Origin of the sequence: Yokenella regensburgei ATCC 49455, assembly GCF_000735455.1 — a bacterium.
GTDB lineage: Bacteria > Pseudomonadota > Gammaproteobacteria > Enterobacterales > Enterobacteriaceae > Yokenella > Yokenella regensburgei.
On sequence record NZ_JMPS01000069.1, the window covers coordinates 42,869 to 57,295 of the forward strand.

Here is a 14,427-nt window from a genome sequence, read left to right on the forward strand (position 1 = left end):
ATCTCATTATCTTTATTTTTTGCGTCACCTTTGTGGGCCAGGCATGGAACCGAAAAAAATAACATTGAGTTTATCCCTAAGTTTGAAAAGTCCTTTTTACATCCACGCTACTGGGGATCCTGGTTGGGCGTAGTGGCGTTCGCCGGTATTGCGCTGACGCCGCCGTCGGTGCGTGACCCGATTCTCGGCAAGCTCGGCAGGCTGGTTGGCCGCCTGGCGCGCAGCTCTCGCCGTCGCGCACAAATTAACCTGCTGTACTGTTTCCCGGAGAAGAGCGAGCAGGAGCGGGAGGCAATGATTGATGCGATGTATGCCACCGCGCCACAGGCGATGGTGATGATGGCCGAGCTTGGCCTGCGCGATCCGAAGAAAGTAATGCAGCGCGTTGACTGGCAGGGCAAAGAGATCATCGAAGAGATGCAGCGCAACAACGAGAAAGTCATCTTCCTCGTGCCGCATGGCTGGGGAGTGGACATTCCAGCGATGCTGATGGCCTCTGAAGGGCAGATGATGGCGGCGATGTTCCACAACCAGGGGAATCCGGTCTTCGACTACGTCTGGAACACCGTGCGTCGCCGTTTTGGTGGGCGTATGCATGCGCGCAACGACGGTATTAAACCGTTTATCCAGTCCGTGCGTCAGGGCTACTGGGGCTACTATCTGCCGGATCAGGATCACGGCGAGGAGCACAGCGAATTTGTTGACTTCTTCGGTACCTATAAAGCCACGCTTCCGGCAATTGGTCGTCTGATGAAGGTGTGCCGCGCGCGCGTGGTGCCGCTGTTCCCGGTCTATGACGGTAAAACGCATCGCCTGACGGTCGAGATCCGCCCGCCGATGGACGATCTGCTGACCGCCGATGATACGACCATCGCCCGCCGGATGAACGAAGAGGTGGAGATTTTTGTCACTCCGCATCCGGAGCAGTACACCTGGATCTTAAAACTGCTGAAAACGCGTAAGCCCGGCGAGGTGGAGCCCTACCAGCGCAAAGAGCTGTTCCCGAAGAAGAAATAAAAAAAGCGCCCTCGGGGCGCTTTTTGTTATAGCCGATTCAGTCTTACTCGACGGTCATCACGCGGGTGGTGTTGGTGGAGCCGATGGTGCTCATCACATCACCCTGGGTCACAATCACGATGTCGCCAGACATCAGGTAACCTTTGTCGCGCAGCAGGTTCACTGCGTCGTTCGCGGCGGCTACGCCGTCGTTGGGGCTGTTGAACAGCACCGGCGTTACGCCACGATACAGCGCGGTCAGGTTCAGCGTACGCTCGTGACGAGACATGGCGAAGATAGGCAGACCGGAGCTGATACGTGACGTCATCAGCGCGGTACGTCCGGACTCGGTCATCGTGATAATGGCGGTGACGCCTTTCAGATGGTTCGCCGCGTACATGGCCGACATGGAAATCGCTTCTTCCACGTTGTCGAACTGCACATCAAGACGGTGTTTAGAGACGTTGATGCTGGGGATCTTCTCTGCACCCAGACACACGCGCGCCATGGCGGCGACGGTTTCTGCCGGGTACTGGCCCGCAGCGGTTTCTGCCGACAGCATCACGGCATCGGTACCATCAAGCACGGCGTTCGCTACGTCCATAACTTCCGCACGCGTTGGCATCGGGTTGGTGATCATCGACTCCATCATCTGGGTGGCGGTGATAACGGTACGGTTCAGCTGGCGGGCACGGCGAATAAGGGCTTTCTGAATACCAACCAGCTCAGGGTCGCCAATCTCAACGCCGAGGTCACCGCGCGCCACCATCACCACGTCAGAGGCGAGGATGATGTCATCCATGGCGTCCTGGTCGCAAACGGCTTCTGCACGCTCAACTTTAGCCACGATTTTGGCATCGCAGCCGGCTTCATGTGCCAGACGACGGGCATAGTTGAGGTCTTCGCCGCAGCGCGGGAAGGACACGGCCAGATAGTCCACGCCAATCTGTGCGGCGGTTTTGATATCGGCTTTGTCTTTTTCGGTCAGGGCTTCGGCAGAGAGACCACCGCCCAGCTTGTTGATACCTTTATTGTTGGAGAGCGGGCCGCCCACGGTCACTTCCGTGAACACTTTCAGACCCTGAACTTCCAGTACTTTCAGCTGTACGCGACCGTCGTCGAGCAGCAGGATATCGCCGGGTACGACGTCGGCAGGCAGACCTTTGTAGTCGATGCCCACTTTCTCTTTATCGCCTTCGCCTTTACCGAGGCTTGCATCGAGCAGGAACTTATCGCCGATGTTGAGGAAAACTTTGCCTTCTTTGAAGGTAGAAACACGGATCTTAGGTCCCTGCAGATCGCCCAGGATCGCCACGTGACGTCCCAATTTGGCTGCGATTTCACGCACTTTGTCGGCACGTAGCATATGGTCTTCCGGTGTGCCGTGGGAGAAGTTCATCCGGACTACGTTAGCGCCAGCGGCAATAATCTTTTCAAGGTTATTATCGCGGTCGGTTGCCGGGCCCAATGTGGTGACAATTTTGGTTCTGCGAAGCCTTCTGGACATGTAATACTCCGTTGAATAGACAACTTTGGTGTTGCGTGAACAGGAATTCGGTGTTCACCTTAAATTGCACGGTGAGGTAAGTGTACCGAATGTAAAATAAAATGCTTTGTTATCGGCTTTTATTGATTATCGCTGTGTACAAGGAAGTCCTTATCAAAACGCGATTCCCGAAGCGCTTCCTTGACTCGCTTCAAGTTATCTCTGAATTTTGCCCCTCGGCGTAAAGTAAAACCCGTCGCCAGCACATCGATCACCGTCAATTGCGCCAGACGCGAAACCATTGGCATATAAATGTCGGTATCCTCCGGCACGTCGAGGGTAATGGCGAGAGAGGCCTCCCGGGCAAGCGGGGTATTTGCCGAGGTAATCGCAATGACCATGGCATCGTTTTCACGCGCCAGCTGCGCCAGTTCTACGAGGCTTTTAGTGCGTCCGGTATGGGAAATGAGCACGACCACGTCATCGTCAGCGCAATTCATACAGCTCATACGTTGCAAAACGATGTCTTCAGAATAAATCACCGGTACGTTGAAGCGGAAAAATTTGTTCATTGCGTCGTGGGCCACGGCGGCTGACGAACCTAAGCCAAAGAAGGCTATCTTTTTCGCCTGCGTCAGCAGGTCAACCGCGCGATTGACGGCGCTCATATCAAGCGACTGGCGAACGTGATCGAGGCTTGCCATCGCTGATTCAAAAATCTTGCTGGTGTAAGCCTCAACGCTGTCGTCTTCATCGACGTTGCGATTCACATACGGCGTGCCGTTAGCGAGGCTCTGGGCAAGGTGCAGCTTAAAATCGGGGAACCCACGGGTGCCCAGACTTCGGCAAAAGCGGTTCACGGTTGGTTCACTGACGGCGGCCGCCAGGGCCAGTGCCGCAATGCTCGAATGAATGGCATCAGTAGGGGCGGCGAGGATAACTTCCGCCACTTTGCGCTCAGATTTGCTAAGGTGTTCCAGTTGAGACTGGATTTTTTCCAGCATGTTCATTGGTGCAAGACGCTCATCATTGGAAACGATTTCAGTAATGGGTGAAATCAATGGGCTTATTAGCAAGAATATACCCCTGCACAAGGGAGAAAAGCGAAGAACAATGGCAAAATATGTTGTTTTTTTTCATTACATGATCAGAGTCGTGTTTTGGAAACCGCTTTCACGCTGAAAGAACGAACAAAATTAGCCACTTGCCCGAAATCTTCTGGCTTTATTTTTCAAAGGATGCGCTTTAGCGGCGCGGACGATGGATTAGGGTTTCGGGAATGACGTAAACACAGTACAGTGCTGCGTAAGAAAATTACAATGAAGACCTGGCCTGAGCACCAGGAAATCAAACTGAGGAGAACGATATGGCGGTAACGCAAACAGCCCAGGCGTGTGACCTGGTTATTTTCGGCGCCAAGGGTGACCTGGCACGTCGTAAATTGCTGCCTTCCCTGTATCAGCTGGAAAAAGCGGGTCAGATCAACCCCGATACCCGTATCATCGGGGTTGGGCGCGCTGACTGGGATAAAGACGCTTATACCAAAGTGGTGCGGGAAGCCCTGGAAACCTTCATGAAAGAGAAAATCGATGAAGGTTTGTGGGAAACGCTGAGCGGCCGACTGGATTTCTGCAATCTTGACGTTAACGATACCAAATCCTTTTCTCGTCTTGGCAAAATGCTGGATCAGAAAGAGCGCGTCACCATCAACTACTTCGCCATGCCGCCAAGCACCTTCGGCGCTATCTGCAAAGGGCTGGGTGAGGCGAAACTGAATGCCAAGCCGGCGCGCGTGGTAATGGAAAAACCGCTGGGCACGTCGCTTGCAACCTCCCGCGAAATTAACGACCAGGTCGGGCAGTACTTTGAAGAGTGCCAGGTTTACCGTATCGACCACTATCTGGGTAAAGAAACGGTACTGAACCTGCTGGCGCTGCGCTTTGCTAACTCCCTGTTCGTCAATAACTGGGACAACCGCACTATCGATCACGTGGAAATCACCGTGGCGGAAGAGGTGGGTATCGAAGGTCGCTGGGGTTACTTCGATCAGGCCGGTCAGATGCGCGACATGATCCAGAACCACCTGCTGCAGATCCTGTGCATGATCGCGATGTCCCCGCCGTCAGACCTCACCGCCGACAGCATCCGCGATGCCAAAGTGAAGGTGCTGAAGTCTCTGCGCCGTATTGACAGGTCTAACGTGCGTGAGAAAACCGTGCGTGGCCAGTACACCGCCGGATTCGCGCAGGGCAAAAAAGTCCCGGGCTATCTGGAAGAAGAGGGCGCCAACAAGCAGAGCAACACCGAAACCTTCGTGGCTATCCGCGTAGATATCGATGACTGGCGCTGGGCGGGCGTACCTTTCTACCTGCGCACCGGCAAACGTCTGCCGACCAAATGTTCTGAAGTGGTGGTCTACTTCAAGAACCCGGAACTGAACCTGTTCAAAGAGTCCTGGCAGGAGCTGCCGCAGAATAAGCTCACGATTCGTTTGCAGCCGGACGAAGGTGTGGACATTCAGATCCTTAACAAGGTGCCGGGCCTCGATCACAAGCATAACCTGCAAACCACCAAGCTTGACCTGAGCTACTCTGAGACCTTCAATCAAACGCACCTCGCGGATGCTTACGAACGACTGCTGCTGGAAACCATGCGCGGTATTCAGGCGCTGTTTGTGCGTCGTGATGAAGTTGAAGAAGCGTGGAAATGGGTCGACTCCATTACCGAAGCCTGGGCCGCCGATCAGGATGCGCCAAAACCGTATCAGGCAGGGACCTGGGGACCGGTCGCCTCGGTGGCGATGATCACCCGCGATGGCCGCTCCTGGAACGAGTTCGAGTAAGCGAAAATCGCCCTCTGTTACCGGTTATTTTACCGGTAACATGATCTAACACACAATCCAGATCAATATTTGTTCTGTTAAGCTCCGTGCGGATTCACCCACGGAGCTTTTTTTATTACACTGGCTGAAGCGATTTTGCCCCCCTGAGCGACGGCCATCAGGCATTTCAGCAGTGTGACGCATTGCGAAGCGCCTTACTATAACCGAAGCCCGGACATATCAATTTTAGGAGCTTCTATGAATCCGATAATGTTACGCGTAACAAAGCGAATTATTGAGCGCTCACGCGAGACCCGCGCGGCCTACCTTGCCCGAGTCAACCAAGCGAAAACCGAAACTGTGCACCGCTCCCAGCTGGCCTGTGGCAACCTCGCCCACGGTTTTGCGGCCTGCCAGCCCGACGATAAAGCTTCGCTGAAGAGTATGCTGCGTAACAATATCGCCATCATTACCTCCTATAACGATATGCTCTCCGCCCATCAGCCGTATGAGCGCTACCCGGATATTATCCGTAAAGCGCTGCACGGCGTGAATGCGGTAGGTCAGGTCGCCGGCGGTGTACCGGCAATGTGTGATGGCGTCACCCAGGGCCAGGATGGGATGGAGCTGTCACTCCTGAGCCGGGAAGTTATTGCGATGTCGGCGGCGGTTGGGCTGTCGCACAACATGTTTGATGGTGCGCTGTACCTTGGGGTGTGCGACAAAATTGTTCCGGGGCTGGCGATGGCGGCGCTGTCGTTCGGTCATCTGCCGTCTATTTTCGTTCCGTCTGGCCCGATGGCGAGCGGTCTTGCAAATAAAGAGAAGGTACGTATCCGTCAGCTGTATGCGGAAGGCAAGGTCGATCGCATGGCGTTGCTGGAGTCTGAAGCGGCGTCCTATCATGCACCGGGTACCTGTACCTTCTATGGCACCGCTAACACCAATCAGATGGTGATTGAATTTATGGGCATGCAGCTGCCGGGCTCTTCGTTCGTCCATCCGGATGCAGAGCTTCGTGAAGCACTGACCGTCGCGGCGGCGCGCCAGGTGACGCGTATGACCGGAAACGGGAATGCGTGGATGCCGCTTGGCAAGATGTTCGATGAAAAAGTGGTGGTCAACGGTATTGTGGCGCTGCTGGCAACCGGCGGCTCGACCAACCACACCATGCACCTGGTGGCGATGGCCCGCGCTGCTGGGATCATTATTAACTGGGACGACTTCTCTGAGCTTTCCGACGTGGTGCCGCTGATGGCTCGTCTGTATCCAAACGGCCCGGCCGATATCAACCACTTCCAGGCGGCGGGCGGCGTGCCGGTGCTTATCCGCGAATTGCTGAAAGGCGGTTTGCTGCATGAAGATGTTGATACCGTCGCCGGACACGGACTGTCGCGCTATACCCTCGAGCCATGGCTCAACAACGGTGAGCTGGACTGGCGTGAAGGGGCAAGCGCCTCGCTCGACGCCGACGTAATTGCCACTTTCGAAAAGCCATTCTCCCGCCACGGTGGAACCAAAGTGCTGAGCGGTAACCTGGGACGTGCGGTAATGAAGACCTCCGCGGTGCCGGTGGAGAATCAGGTTATCGAAGCCCCGGCGATTGTTTTTGAGAGCCAGCATGACGTGTTACCGGCGTTTGACGCCGGTCTGCTCGATAAAGATTGCGTGGTGGTGGTGCGCCATCAGGGGCCAAAAGCCAACGGCATGCCAGAATTACATAAACTTATGCCGCCATTAGGTGTATTATTGGACCGCCGTTTCAAAATTGCGTTAGTGACCGATGGACGACTCTCCGGCGCGTCGGGTAAAGTCCCGTCAGCCATCCATGTAACGCCAGAGGCTTACGATGGCGGCCTGCTGGCAAAGGTCCGTGACGGGGACATTATCCGCGTTAACGGCCAGACCGGTGAGCTGACGCTGCTGGTGGATGAAGCTGAACTGGCTGCCCGCGAGCCGCATATTCCTGACCTGAGCTCGTCGCGCGTCGGTACCGGCCGCGAAATGTTTAGTGCGCTGCGCGAAAAACTGTCCGGCGCTGAGCAGGGTGCAACCTGCATCACTTTTTAAGACGACACGAATTAACTGTCTGGTGAGAGAAAAACTCTGATGAAAAACTGGAAAACAACTGCCGAAGCAATCCTGACCACTGGCCCAGTGGTCCCGGTTATCGTAGTGAAGAAGCTGGAGCACGCGGTACCGATGGCAAAAGCGCTGGTCGCCGGTGGCGTTCGCGTTCTCGAAGTGACTCTGCGTACCGAATGTGCAATGGACGCCATTCGTGCCATTGCCAAAGAAGTGCCGGATGCGATCGTCGGGGCGGGTACCGTCACTAACGTACAGCAGCTGAAGGACGTCACAGAAGCGGGCGCACAGTTTGCGATTAGCCCAGGGCTGACCGAGCCGCTGCTGAAAGCGGCAACAGAAGGGACCATTCCACTGATCCCGGGTATCAGCACGGTCTCTGAACTGATGCTGGGTATGGACTACGGTCTGAAAGAGTTCAAATTCTTCCCGGCGGAAGCGAACGGCGGGGTGAAAGCGCTGCAGGCGATTGCGGGCCCGTTCGGCCATATCCGTTTCTGCCCGACCGGCGGTATCTCTCCGGCTAACTACCGTGACTATCTGGCGCTGAACAGCGTGCTGTGCATCGGTGGCTCCTGGCTGGTGCCGAACGACGCTCTGGAGAGCGGCGACTACGAGCGCATCACTAAGCTCGCCCGTGAAGCGGTAGAAGGCGCGAAGTAAGCGTGTCATTATTGCCCGGTACTCGTACCGGGCAATCCCATCAATATTAACCCTTCACGACCACCGCCGCCGCTGCTGCTTTCGCGCGCTCAACCGCTTCTTCAACAGAGTCTGCAACGGCCAGCGTCACGCCTAAACGACGAGAACCGTCGATCTCCGGTTTACCGAACAAACGTAACTGCACGCCAGCGCCGGATGCGGCTTCAATATTACCGAATGTGACATTGTCACTTTTAAGGACTGGCAGAATGACCGCTGAGGCTGAAGGGCCGTACTGGCGAATGCCGCCTACCGGCAAACCGAGGAAAGCGCGTACGTGCAGCGCGAACTCGGAGAGATCCTGGGAGATCAGCGTGACCATCCCGGTATCGTGCGGGCGCGGAGAAACTTCGCTGAAGACGACCTCATCACCGCAGACGAAAAGCTCTACGCCAAACAGGCCATAGCCGCCAAGCGCCAGAACAACTTCGCGGGCTATCTCCTGCGCGCGTGCCAGTGCCAGGGGGCTCATCTGCTGCGGCTGCCAGGATTCGCGGTAATCGCCATCTTCCTGACGATGCCCCACCGGCGCGCAGAAATGTACGCCATCCACGGCGCTGACGGTGAGCAGGGTGATTTCGAAATCAAATTTGACGACGCCTTCCACGATAACGCGTCCTGCGCCAGCGCGGCCACCCTGTTGGGCATACTGCCAGGCATCGGCGAGCTGAGATTCTGTGCGGATAAAGCTCTGGCCCTTGCCGGATGAGCTCATCACCGGCTTGACGATGCAGGGCAGGCCAATCGCGTTCACGGCATCGCGGAAAGCGGCTTCGCTGTCGGCAAACTGGTAGCGTGAGGTTGGCAGGGAGAGGGTTTCTGCTGCCAGTCGGCGGATCCCTTCGCGGTTCATGGTGAGCTGTGCGGCCCGGGCGCAGGGCACCACCTTCTGACCTTCACTCTCAAGCGCAACCAGCATATCGGTGGCAATAGCTTCGATTTCCGGGACGATAAAATCGGGCTTCTCCTGTGCCACCAGCGCCTTCAGTGCCTGGCCGTCGAGCATGTTAATTACGTGTGCGCGATGAGCAACGTGCATGGCGGGTGCATCCGCGTAGCGATCGACCGCGATAACTTCGACACCCAGGCGTTGGCACTCGATAGCGACTTCTTTACCCAGCTCGCCAGAACCCAACAACATCACGCGCGTGGCCGCCGGGCGCAGCGCAGTTCCTAATAACGTCATAACCGCAAACCTCCGTAAAAATCTTCGGCGCAGTATAAACGAAAACGTTTGCGTCTGTCTCGTCGCTGTCGTGTGCCGCTGCATTTGCGCATCTTTAGCTGGCGCAGACATTTCCTGACAGGTGCTGGCTTACTCTGAGAGCGTCAACTCAATTCGGGAGGGGAAAATGTCTAACTGGCTCAATCAACTGCAGTCTCTGCTGGGGCAGAAAGCCGCGAGCGTCACCGGTGGTAAAACCGATGGCCTGAATAAACTACTGGTGCCGGGCGCTATCGGCGGGCTGGCCGGTCTGTTACTGGCGAACAAGTCTTCGCGTAAGCTACTGGCGAAATATGGTACTGGTGCACTGCTGGTCGGCGGTGGGGCGGTTGCAGGCTCGGTATTGTGGAATAAGTACAAAACCCAGATGCCGAACGGGCAGCAGGCAGAAACGGCGACCGCACCGCCACCGGTGACATCGCTGGACACCCGCACCGAGCGTCTGATCCTGGCGCTGGTCTTTGCCGCAAAAAGTGATGGTCACATTGATGATAAAGAGCGTGCAGCTATCGAGCAACAGCTGCAGGAGGCTGGTGTAGAGCAGCAGGGGCAGGCGCTGGTGGCGCAGGCCATGGCACAACCGCTGGATCCCAAACGTCTGGCACAGGACGTTAAGAGCGAAGAAGAGGCGCTGGAGCTTTATTTCCTGAGCTGTGCGGCTATCGATATCGATCACTTTATGGAGCGCAGCTACCTTGATGCCCTGGGCGATGCATTAAACATCCCCCGTGCGGTACGCGAAGAGATAGAACAGGATATACAGCGGCAAAAACAAGCACTTTAGTGCGTTTTGCTTCAGGTTTCGCTTGCATCGCCTGTCAGTTTTGCCACCCTTAGGGAATGTAAAACGTAAAAGCACAGCGATATGTTACCGAAAGCAAAAAAAATCCCCCACACCATGACTTTGCATGGTGATACACGCGTTGATAATTACTTCTGGCTGCGCGACGACACCCGTTCGCAGCCGGAGGTGCTCGATTATCTGAAGCAGGAAAACGACTACGGCAAAAAGGTGATGGCCTCCCAGCAGGCGCTGCAGGATCGGGTGCTGAAGGAGATTATCGACCGCATTCCGCCGCAGGAAACCTCTGCGCCCTATACGAAAAACGGCTACCGTTACCGCCATGAATACCAGCCTGGCAGCGAGTACGCGATTTACCAGCGCCAGTCCGTACAAAAGGCGGAGTGGGAAGCGTGGGATGTCCTGGTTGATGGTAATCAGCGGGCGGCGGGCAGCGAGTTCTACACCCTTGGCGGGCTGGTTATTTCACCGGACAACCAGGTCATGGCGCTGGCAGAAGATTATCTCTCTCGTCGTCAGTACGGGGTGCGGTTGCGCCATCTCGGGACCGGTAACTGGTATCCGGAAACGCTGGACAACGTTGAGCCGGGGCTGGTCTGGGGTAATGATTCGCAGACCCTCTACTACGTGCGCAAACATCCCACTACGCTGCTGCCGTATCAGGTCTGGCGGCATACGCTCGGTACACCGATGTCAGCCGACACGCTGGTGTATGAAGAGCAGGATGACATGTTCTACGTCAGCGTGCACAAAACCACCGATCGCCACTTTGTGCTGATCTATCTGGCAAGCTCCACCACCAGCGAAGTGCGGCTGCTGGATGCCGAGCTGCCGGATGCGGAACCGACGGTGTTCCTGCCACGACGCAAAGATCACGAGTACAGCGTCGATCACTATCAGCATCATTTCTACATTCGCTCAAATCGTGAAGGGAAAAACTTCGGCCTGTACCGCTCTGCGGTGCGCGAAGAGAGTCAGTGGGAAACGCTGATCCCGGCGCGGGAAGAGGTGATGCTGGAAGGGTTTACGCTCTTTACCGACTGGCTGGTCGTGGAAGAGCGTCAGCAGGGCCTGACCAGCCTGCGACAAATCAATCGTCATACCCGTGAGTCGACCGGGATAGCGTTTGACGATCCGGCCTACGTGACCTGGGTTGCTTATAACCCTGAGCCTGAAACCTCGCGTCTGCGCTACGGCTACTCTTCGATGACCACTCCGGATACGCTGTTCGAACTGGATATGGATACCGGTGAACGGCGGGTGATTAAGCAGCAGGAGGTGAAGGGCTTTGATGCCAGCCTGTATCGCAGCGAGCACCTGTGGGTGAAGGCGCGGGACGGCGTGGAGGTGCCGGTGTCGCTGGTGTATCATCGGGAGCATTTCCGCAAAGGGCATAATCCGCTGCTGGTTTACGGCTACGGCTCCTACGGTGCCAGCATGGATGCCGATTTTAGCGGTAGCCGCCTGAGCCTGCTCGATCGTGGTTTTGTTTTTGCCATCGCCCACATCCGTGGCGGCGGCGAGCTGGGACAGCAGTGGTATGAAGACGGCAAGTTTCTGCAGAAGATGAACACCTTCAACGATTATCTCGACGTGTGCGATGCCTTACTGGAACAGGGTTATGGCGACCGCGAGCTATGTTTCGGCATGGGCGGTAGCGCCGGAGGCATGCTGATGGGAACGGTGATAAACCTGCGTCCGGAGCTGTTCCGCGGCGTGGTGGCCCAGGTGCCGTTCGTCGACGTAGTGACGACGATGCTGGACGAATCTATCCCGCTTACCACCGGTGAATTTGAAGAGTGGGGCAACCCGCAGGATGCCGAATACTACTTCTACATGAAAAGCTACAGCCCGTACGATAACGTCGAAGCCAAAGCGTATCCGCATCTGCTGGTCACCACCGGATTGCATGACTCACAGGTGCAGTACTGGGAGCCTGCGAAATGGGTGGCGAAACTGCGGGAGCGCAAAACCGACGACAATCTGCTGATGCTATGTACCGACATGGACTCCGGGCACGGAGGAAAATCCGGGCGTTATAAAAGCTACGAAGGGGTGGCGCTGGAATACACGTTTCTGATAGCGCTGGCCCAGCAGACGCTGCCGGGCCAGGCGGAGCGGTAGCAACCAGGCTACTCCCCGAGATAGTGGCGCAGCGTGAGGCGCAGCTCCGGGCTCATACGATCCAGATTATTGAATAGCCAGCGCAGATAACCTGGGTCGTTTTGCGCCACTTCCGCCACCGGCTTGCCACGATATTTGCCAAAGCTAAAGGTGGTCAGCAAGGCAGGGCGGCCGGTCACATCGGCCATGTCGTCCGGCGTCCAGCCTGAGACGTTCATAATATCAATCAGCAGCGCGGCGGTGATGTAGCAGTCATACAGGGCGCGGTGATGGTGCAGGCCCGGCGGCGTCGCGACGTTGAGCTTACGCGACTTGTACAACGCCATATTGCTGTACTTAATGCCTGGCCACAGGCGGCGGGCGAGCTTCATGGTGCAAATCCACTCCCCCTGCATCTCAGGCAACACGCGGCGGTCGAAGCTGGCGTTATGTGCCACGTACCATGGGCTACCCTGATAGCCCGGGATCACTTCTTCAATCCACGGTTTGTCGATAACCATCGCTTCGGTGATGCGGTGGATGGCCATTGCCTGCGGGCTGATTGGCCTGTCCGGGCGAACCAGATGGCTCATAGGATTGGTGATTTGACCGTCGACGACGTCCACCGAGGCAATCTCGACGATCCCTCCTTGCAGGTCGCAGGTTTCCGTATCAATGACGCGCAGCATGGCTCACTCCAGCCAGTAAAACGGTTAGCGTAATGGAATGATGTCGCCTTGCCAACCCCGATCGCTGCGCTGTCCGGTAAGCAATAGCTCACCGCCATCGGCACGAACCACCAGTTGGCCCTGTTCATCCCACAGAGCACTGCCCCCGAGCAACGAGCCGTTGGCGTAGTCGGATTTCAGTACCGCAATCGCGTACTTATGGGCAAAGCGCTGCAGTGATGCGCGGGAAAGCTGCTGATGTGATTCATCCGGACAGTCGCTGGTGGCGAGCAATGAGGCACGCGGGTCGAGATCGTCGGCTGCCGCGTCGTGCGCCAGAACGCTGACCTGGCCTGGAAGTGGGGCCAGGCAGGTGCCTTTTCCCTGTGGGCAGGTTAGCGGCTGCGGGTTGTCCGGTACAAAGATGGCGAGCCCTTTAATAAGCTCATCATTTTGCTGCAGCGGTAAGCCGGTAATGATGGTCATCTGGTGGCGCGTCGCGGCGGCGGCGAGAGGCTGGAGCTCATCGGCATTCGGTGGGGGGCAAAGCGCCGGGCCAGTAAGCGACAGTTCAGGAAATACTAAAATTTCACACGCTGCGCGGGCGGCAGCGTCGATAAAACGTAAATGATGGGCGATATTTTCCGCAACGCTGCGGTTGCGGGGCTCGTACTGAGCAGCAGCAATAGTCCATGCAGTCATAGTGGCATCCTTAACACAAATTTCAGACTCTCATCCTGAGAGGATCCCCTTAAGAATAACAGGGTTAATGTAATTATGTGTAACCGATGGTAATGCTTATTTACTTTTTGGCTCGTAGGGCAGGCGAGAAAGAGATACTGACGCCAGGCGGTGCGCGATTAAGCGCTCGCGAAACCAGCCGCGAAGATGTTCAGGCTGCTCACGCTCTACCACTTCGGCGACCACCGGCATATTGTAACGTTCTTTGAAGACCACTCCGGCGGCGGCAAGATCGACGTTAACTTTATCCATCTCTTCCTGGGGAAGGTTGGCCAGATTGGCGTACATGGCGTTCTCCTCTCAATAACGCAAAATGACTCAGGGTGTCGCAGAATGGCAAATCCATGGTGGGGAGCCTCGACGCACGGATTATACAAGGTTATTCTCTGCATCACATACATAACAAAAAGGAATGAAGAAAATGGGAACAACTGCATCGCGAATTTTATGCGCTTCGGCGCTGATGGCGGCACTGCTCACCAGCACCAGCGTCCTGGCGCACGCGCATCTGAAACATCAGGAGCCCGCTGCGGATGCCGTGGTGACCACCTCGCCAAAGGCCCTGACGCTGAATTTTTCTGAAGGCATCGAAGCCAAATTTAGCGGTCTGACGCTGACCGGTCCAAAAGAGATGAAGACAGCCATCGGCACGGCGACGGTGAATGCCAACGATAATACTCAGCTTGTCGTTGCGCTGAACCAACCGCTGGCGGCGGGCGACTATCGTGTTGACTGGCACGTGGTGTCCGTTGACGGGCATAAAACCAAAGGGCAGTACCATTTCAGCGTGAAATAATC

At 56.2% G+C, this 14,427-nt stretch carries 13 protein-coding genes; 7 read left to right on the forward strand and 6 right to left on the reverse strand.

Annotation, left to right across the window (positions count from 1 at the left end):
- The first annotated feature begins 30 nt into the window (after positions 1-30).
- A complete protein-coding gene (gene lpxM, locus GYRE_RS16975; protein ID WP_038256871.1) occupies positions 31-1,017 on the forward strand; it encodes a lauroyl-Kdo(2)-lipid IV(A) myristoyltransferase in 987 nt (328 codons plus the stop codon).
- 43 nt (positions 1,018-1,060) lie between these two features.
- Here the strand turns inward: lpxM and pyk are convergent, their stop codons facing one another.
- Both pyk and GYRE_RS16985 read right to left on the reverse strand, forming a co-directional pair.
- The gene (gene pyk / locus GYRE_RS16980) at positions 1,061-2,503 is read right to left on the reverse strand and encodes a pyruvate kinase (RefSeq protein ID WP_006820406.1); all 1,443 of its coding nucleotides are present in this window, start codon (positions 2,501-2,503) and stop codon (positions 1,061-1,063) included.
- A gap of 119 nt (positions 2,504-2,622) precedes the next feature.
- Positions 2,623-3,492 carry a MurR/RpiR family transcriptional regulator gene (locus tag GYRE_RS16985; RefSeq protein WP_006820405.1) on the reverse strand — a complete coding sequence of 290 codons (870 nt, stop codon included), beginning with the start codon at positions 3,490-3,492 and terminating at the stop codon, positions 2,623-2,625.
- Between the two features lie 356 nt (positions 3,493-3,848).
- Between GYRE_RS16985 and zwf the strand changes: the two genes are divergently transcribed.
- The 3 genes from zwf (at position 3,849) to GYRE_RS17000 (ending at position 8,051) form a co-directional block, all read left to right on the forward strand.
- Positions 3,849-5,324 (forward strand): glucose-6-phosphate dehydrogenase, encoded by a 1,476-nt coding sequence (gene zwf, locus GYRE_RS16990; protein WP_006820403.1) that lies wholly within the window; start codon positions 3,849-3,851, stop codon positions 5,322-5,324.
- 237 nt (positions 5,325-5,561) lie between these two features.
- Positions 5,562-7,373, forward strand: coding sequence for a phosphogluconate dehydratase (gene edd / locus GYRE_RS16995; protein WP_038256874.1), 1,812 nt, complete (start codon positions 5,562-5,564; stop codon positions 7,371-7,373).
- A gap of 39 nt (positions 7,374-7,412) precedes the next feature.
- Positions 7,413-8,051 (forward strand): bifunctional 4-hydroxy-2-oxoglutarate aldolase/2-dehydro-3-deoxy-phosphogluconate aldolase, encoded by a 639-nt coding sequence (locus tag GYRE_RS17000; RefSeq protein ID WP_006820400.1) that lies wholly within the window; start codon positions 7,413-7,415, stop codon positions 8,049-8,051.
- A 46-nt stretch (positions 8,052-8,097) separates the two neighbouring features.
- On the opposite strand, the gene purT is transcribed toward GYRE_RS17000, so the two are convergent.
- Positions 8,098-9,276, reverse strand: a complete 1,179-nt coding sequence (purT, locus tag GYRE_RS17005; RefSeq protein ID WP_038256876.1) for a formate-dependent phosphoribosylglycinamide formyltransferase — start codon at positions 9,274-9,276, stop codon at positions 8,098-8,100.
- Positions 9,277-9,442: 166 nt separating this feature from the next.
- Here purT and GYRE_RS17010 point away from each other — a divergent pair, with 166 nt between their 5' ends.
- Both GYRE_RS17010 and ptrB read left to right on the forward strand, forming a co-directional pair.
- The gene (locus GYRE_RS17010) at positions 9,443-10,099 is read left to right on the forward strand and encodes a tellurite resistance TerB family protein (protein ID WP_038256878.1); all 657 of its coding nucleotides are present in this window, start codon (positions 9,443-9,445) and stop codon (positions 10,097-10,099) included.
- Between the two features lie 81 nt (positions 10,100-10,180).
- A complete protein-coding gene (ptrB, locus tag GYRE_RS17015) occupies positions 10,181-12,241 on the forward strand; it encodes an oligopeptidase B (RefSeq protein WP_006820397.1) in 2,061 nt (686 codons plus the stop codon).
- An 8-nt stretch (positions 12,242-12,249) separates the two neighbouring features.
- Here the strand turns inward: ptrB and exoX are convergent, their stop codons facing one another.
- The 3 genes from exoX to GYRE_RS17030 all read right to left on the reverse strand — a co-directional run bounded on the left by exoX (position 12,250) and on the right by GYRE_RS17030 (position 13,917).
- Positions 12,250-12,909, reverse strand: coding sequence for an exodeoxyribonuclease X (gene exoX / locus GYRE_RS17020; RefSeq protein WP_006820396.1), 660 nt, complete (start codon positions 12,907-12,909; stop codon positions 12,250-12,252).
- Between the two features lie 24 nt (positions 12,910-12,933).
- Positions 12,934-13,590 (reverse strand): carbon-nitrogen hydrolase family protein, encoded by a 657-nt coding sequence (locus GYRE_RS17025; protein WP_006820395.1) that lies wholly within the window; start codon positions 13,588-13,590, stop codon positions 12,934-12,936.
- Between the two features lie 96 nt (positions 13,591-13,686).
- Complete coding sequence (locus GYRE_RS17030) at positions 13,687-13,917, reverse strand: DNA polymerase III subunit theta (protein ID WP_006820394.1); 231 nt, start codon at positions 13,915-13,917, stop codon at positions 13,687-13,689.
- Positions 13,918-14,050: 133 nt separating this feature from the next.
- Here GYRE_RS17030 and yobA point away from each other — a divergent pair, with 133 nt between their 5' ends.
- Complete coding sequence (yobA, locus tag GYRE_RS17035) at positions 14,051-14,425, forward strand: CopC domain-containing protein YobA (RefSeq protein WP_038256881.1); 375 nt, start codon at positions 14,051-14,053, stop codon at positions 14,423-14,425.
- Positions 14,426-14,427 lie beyond the last annotated feature (2 nt).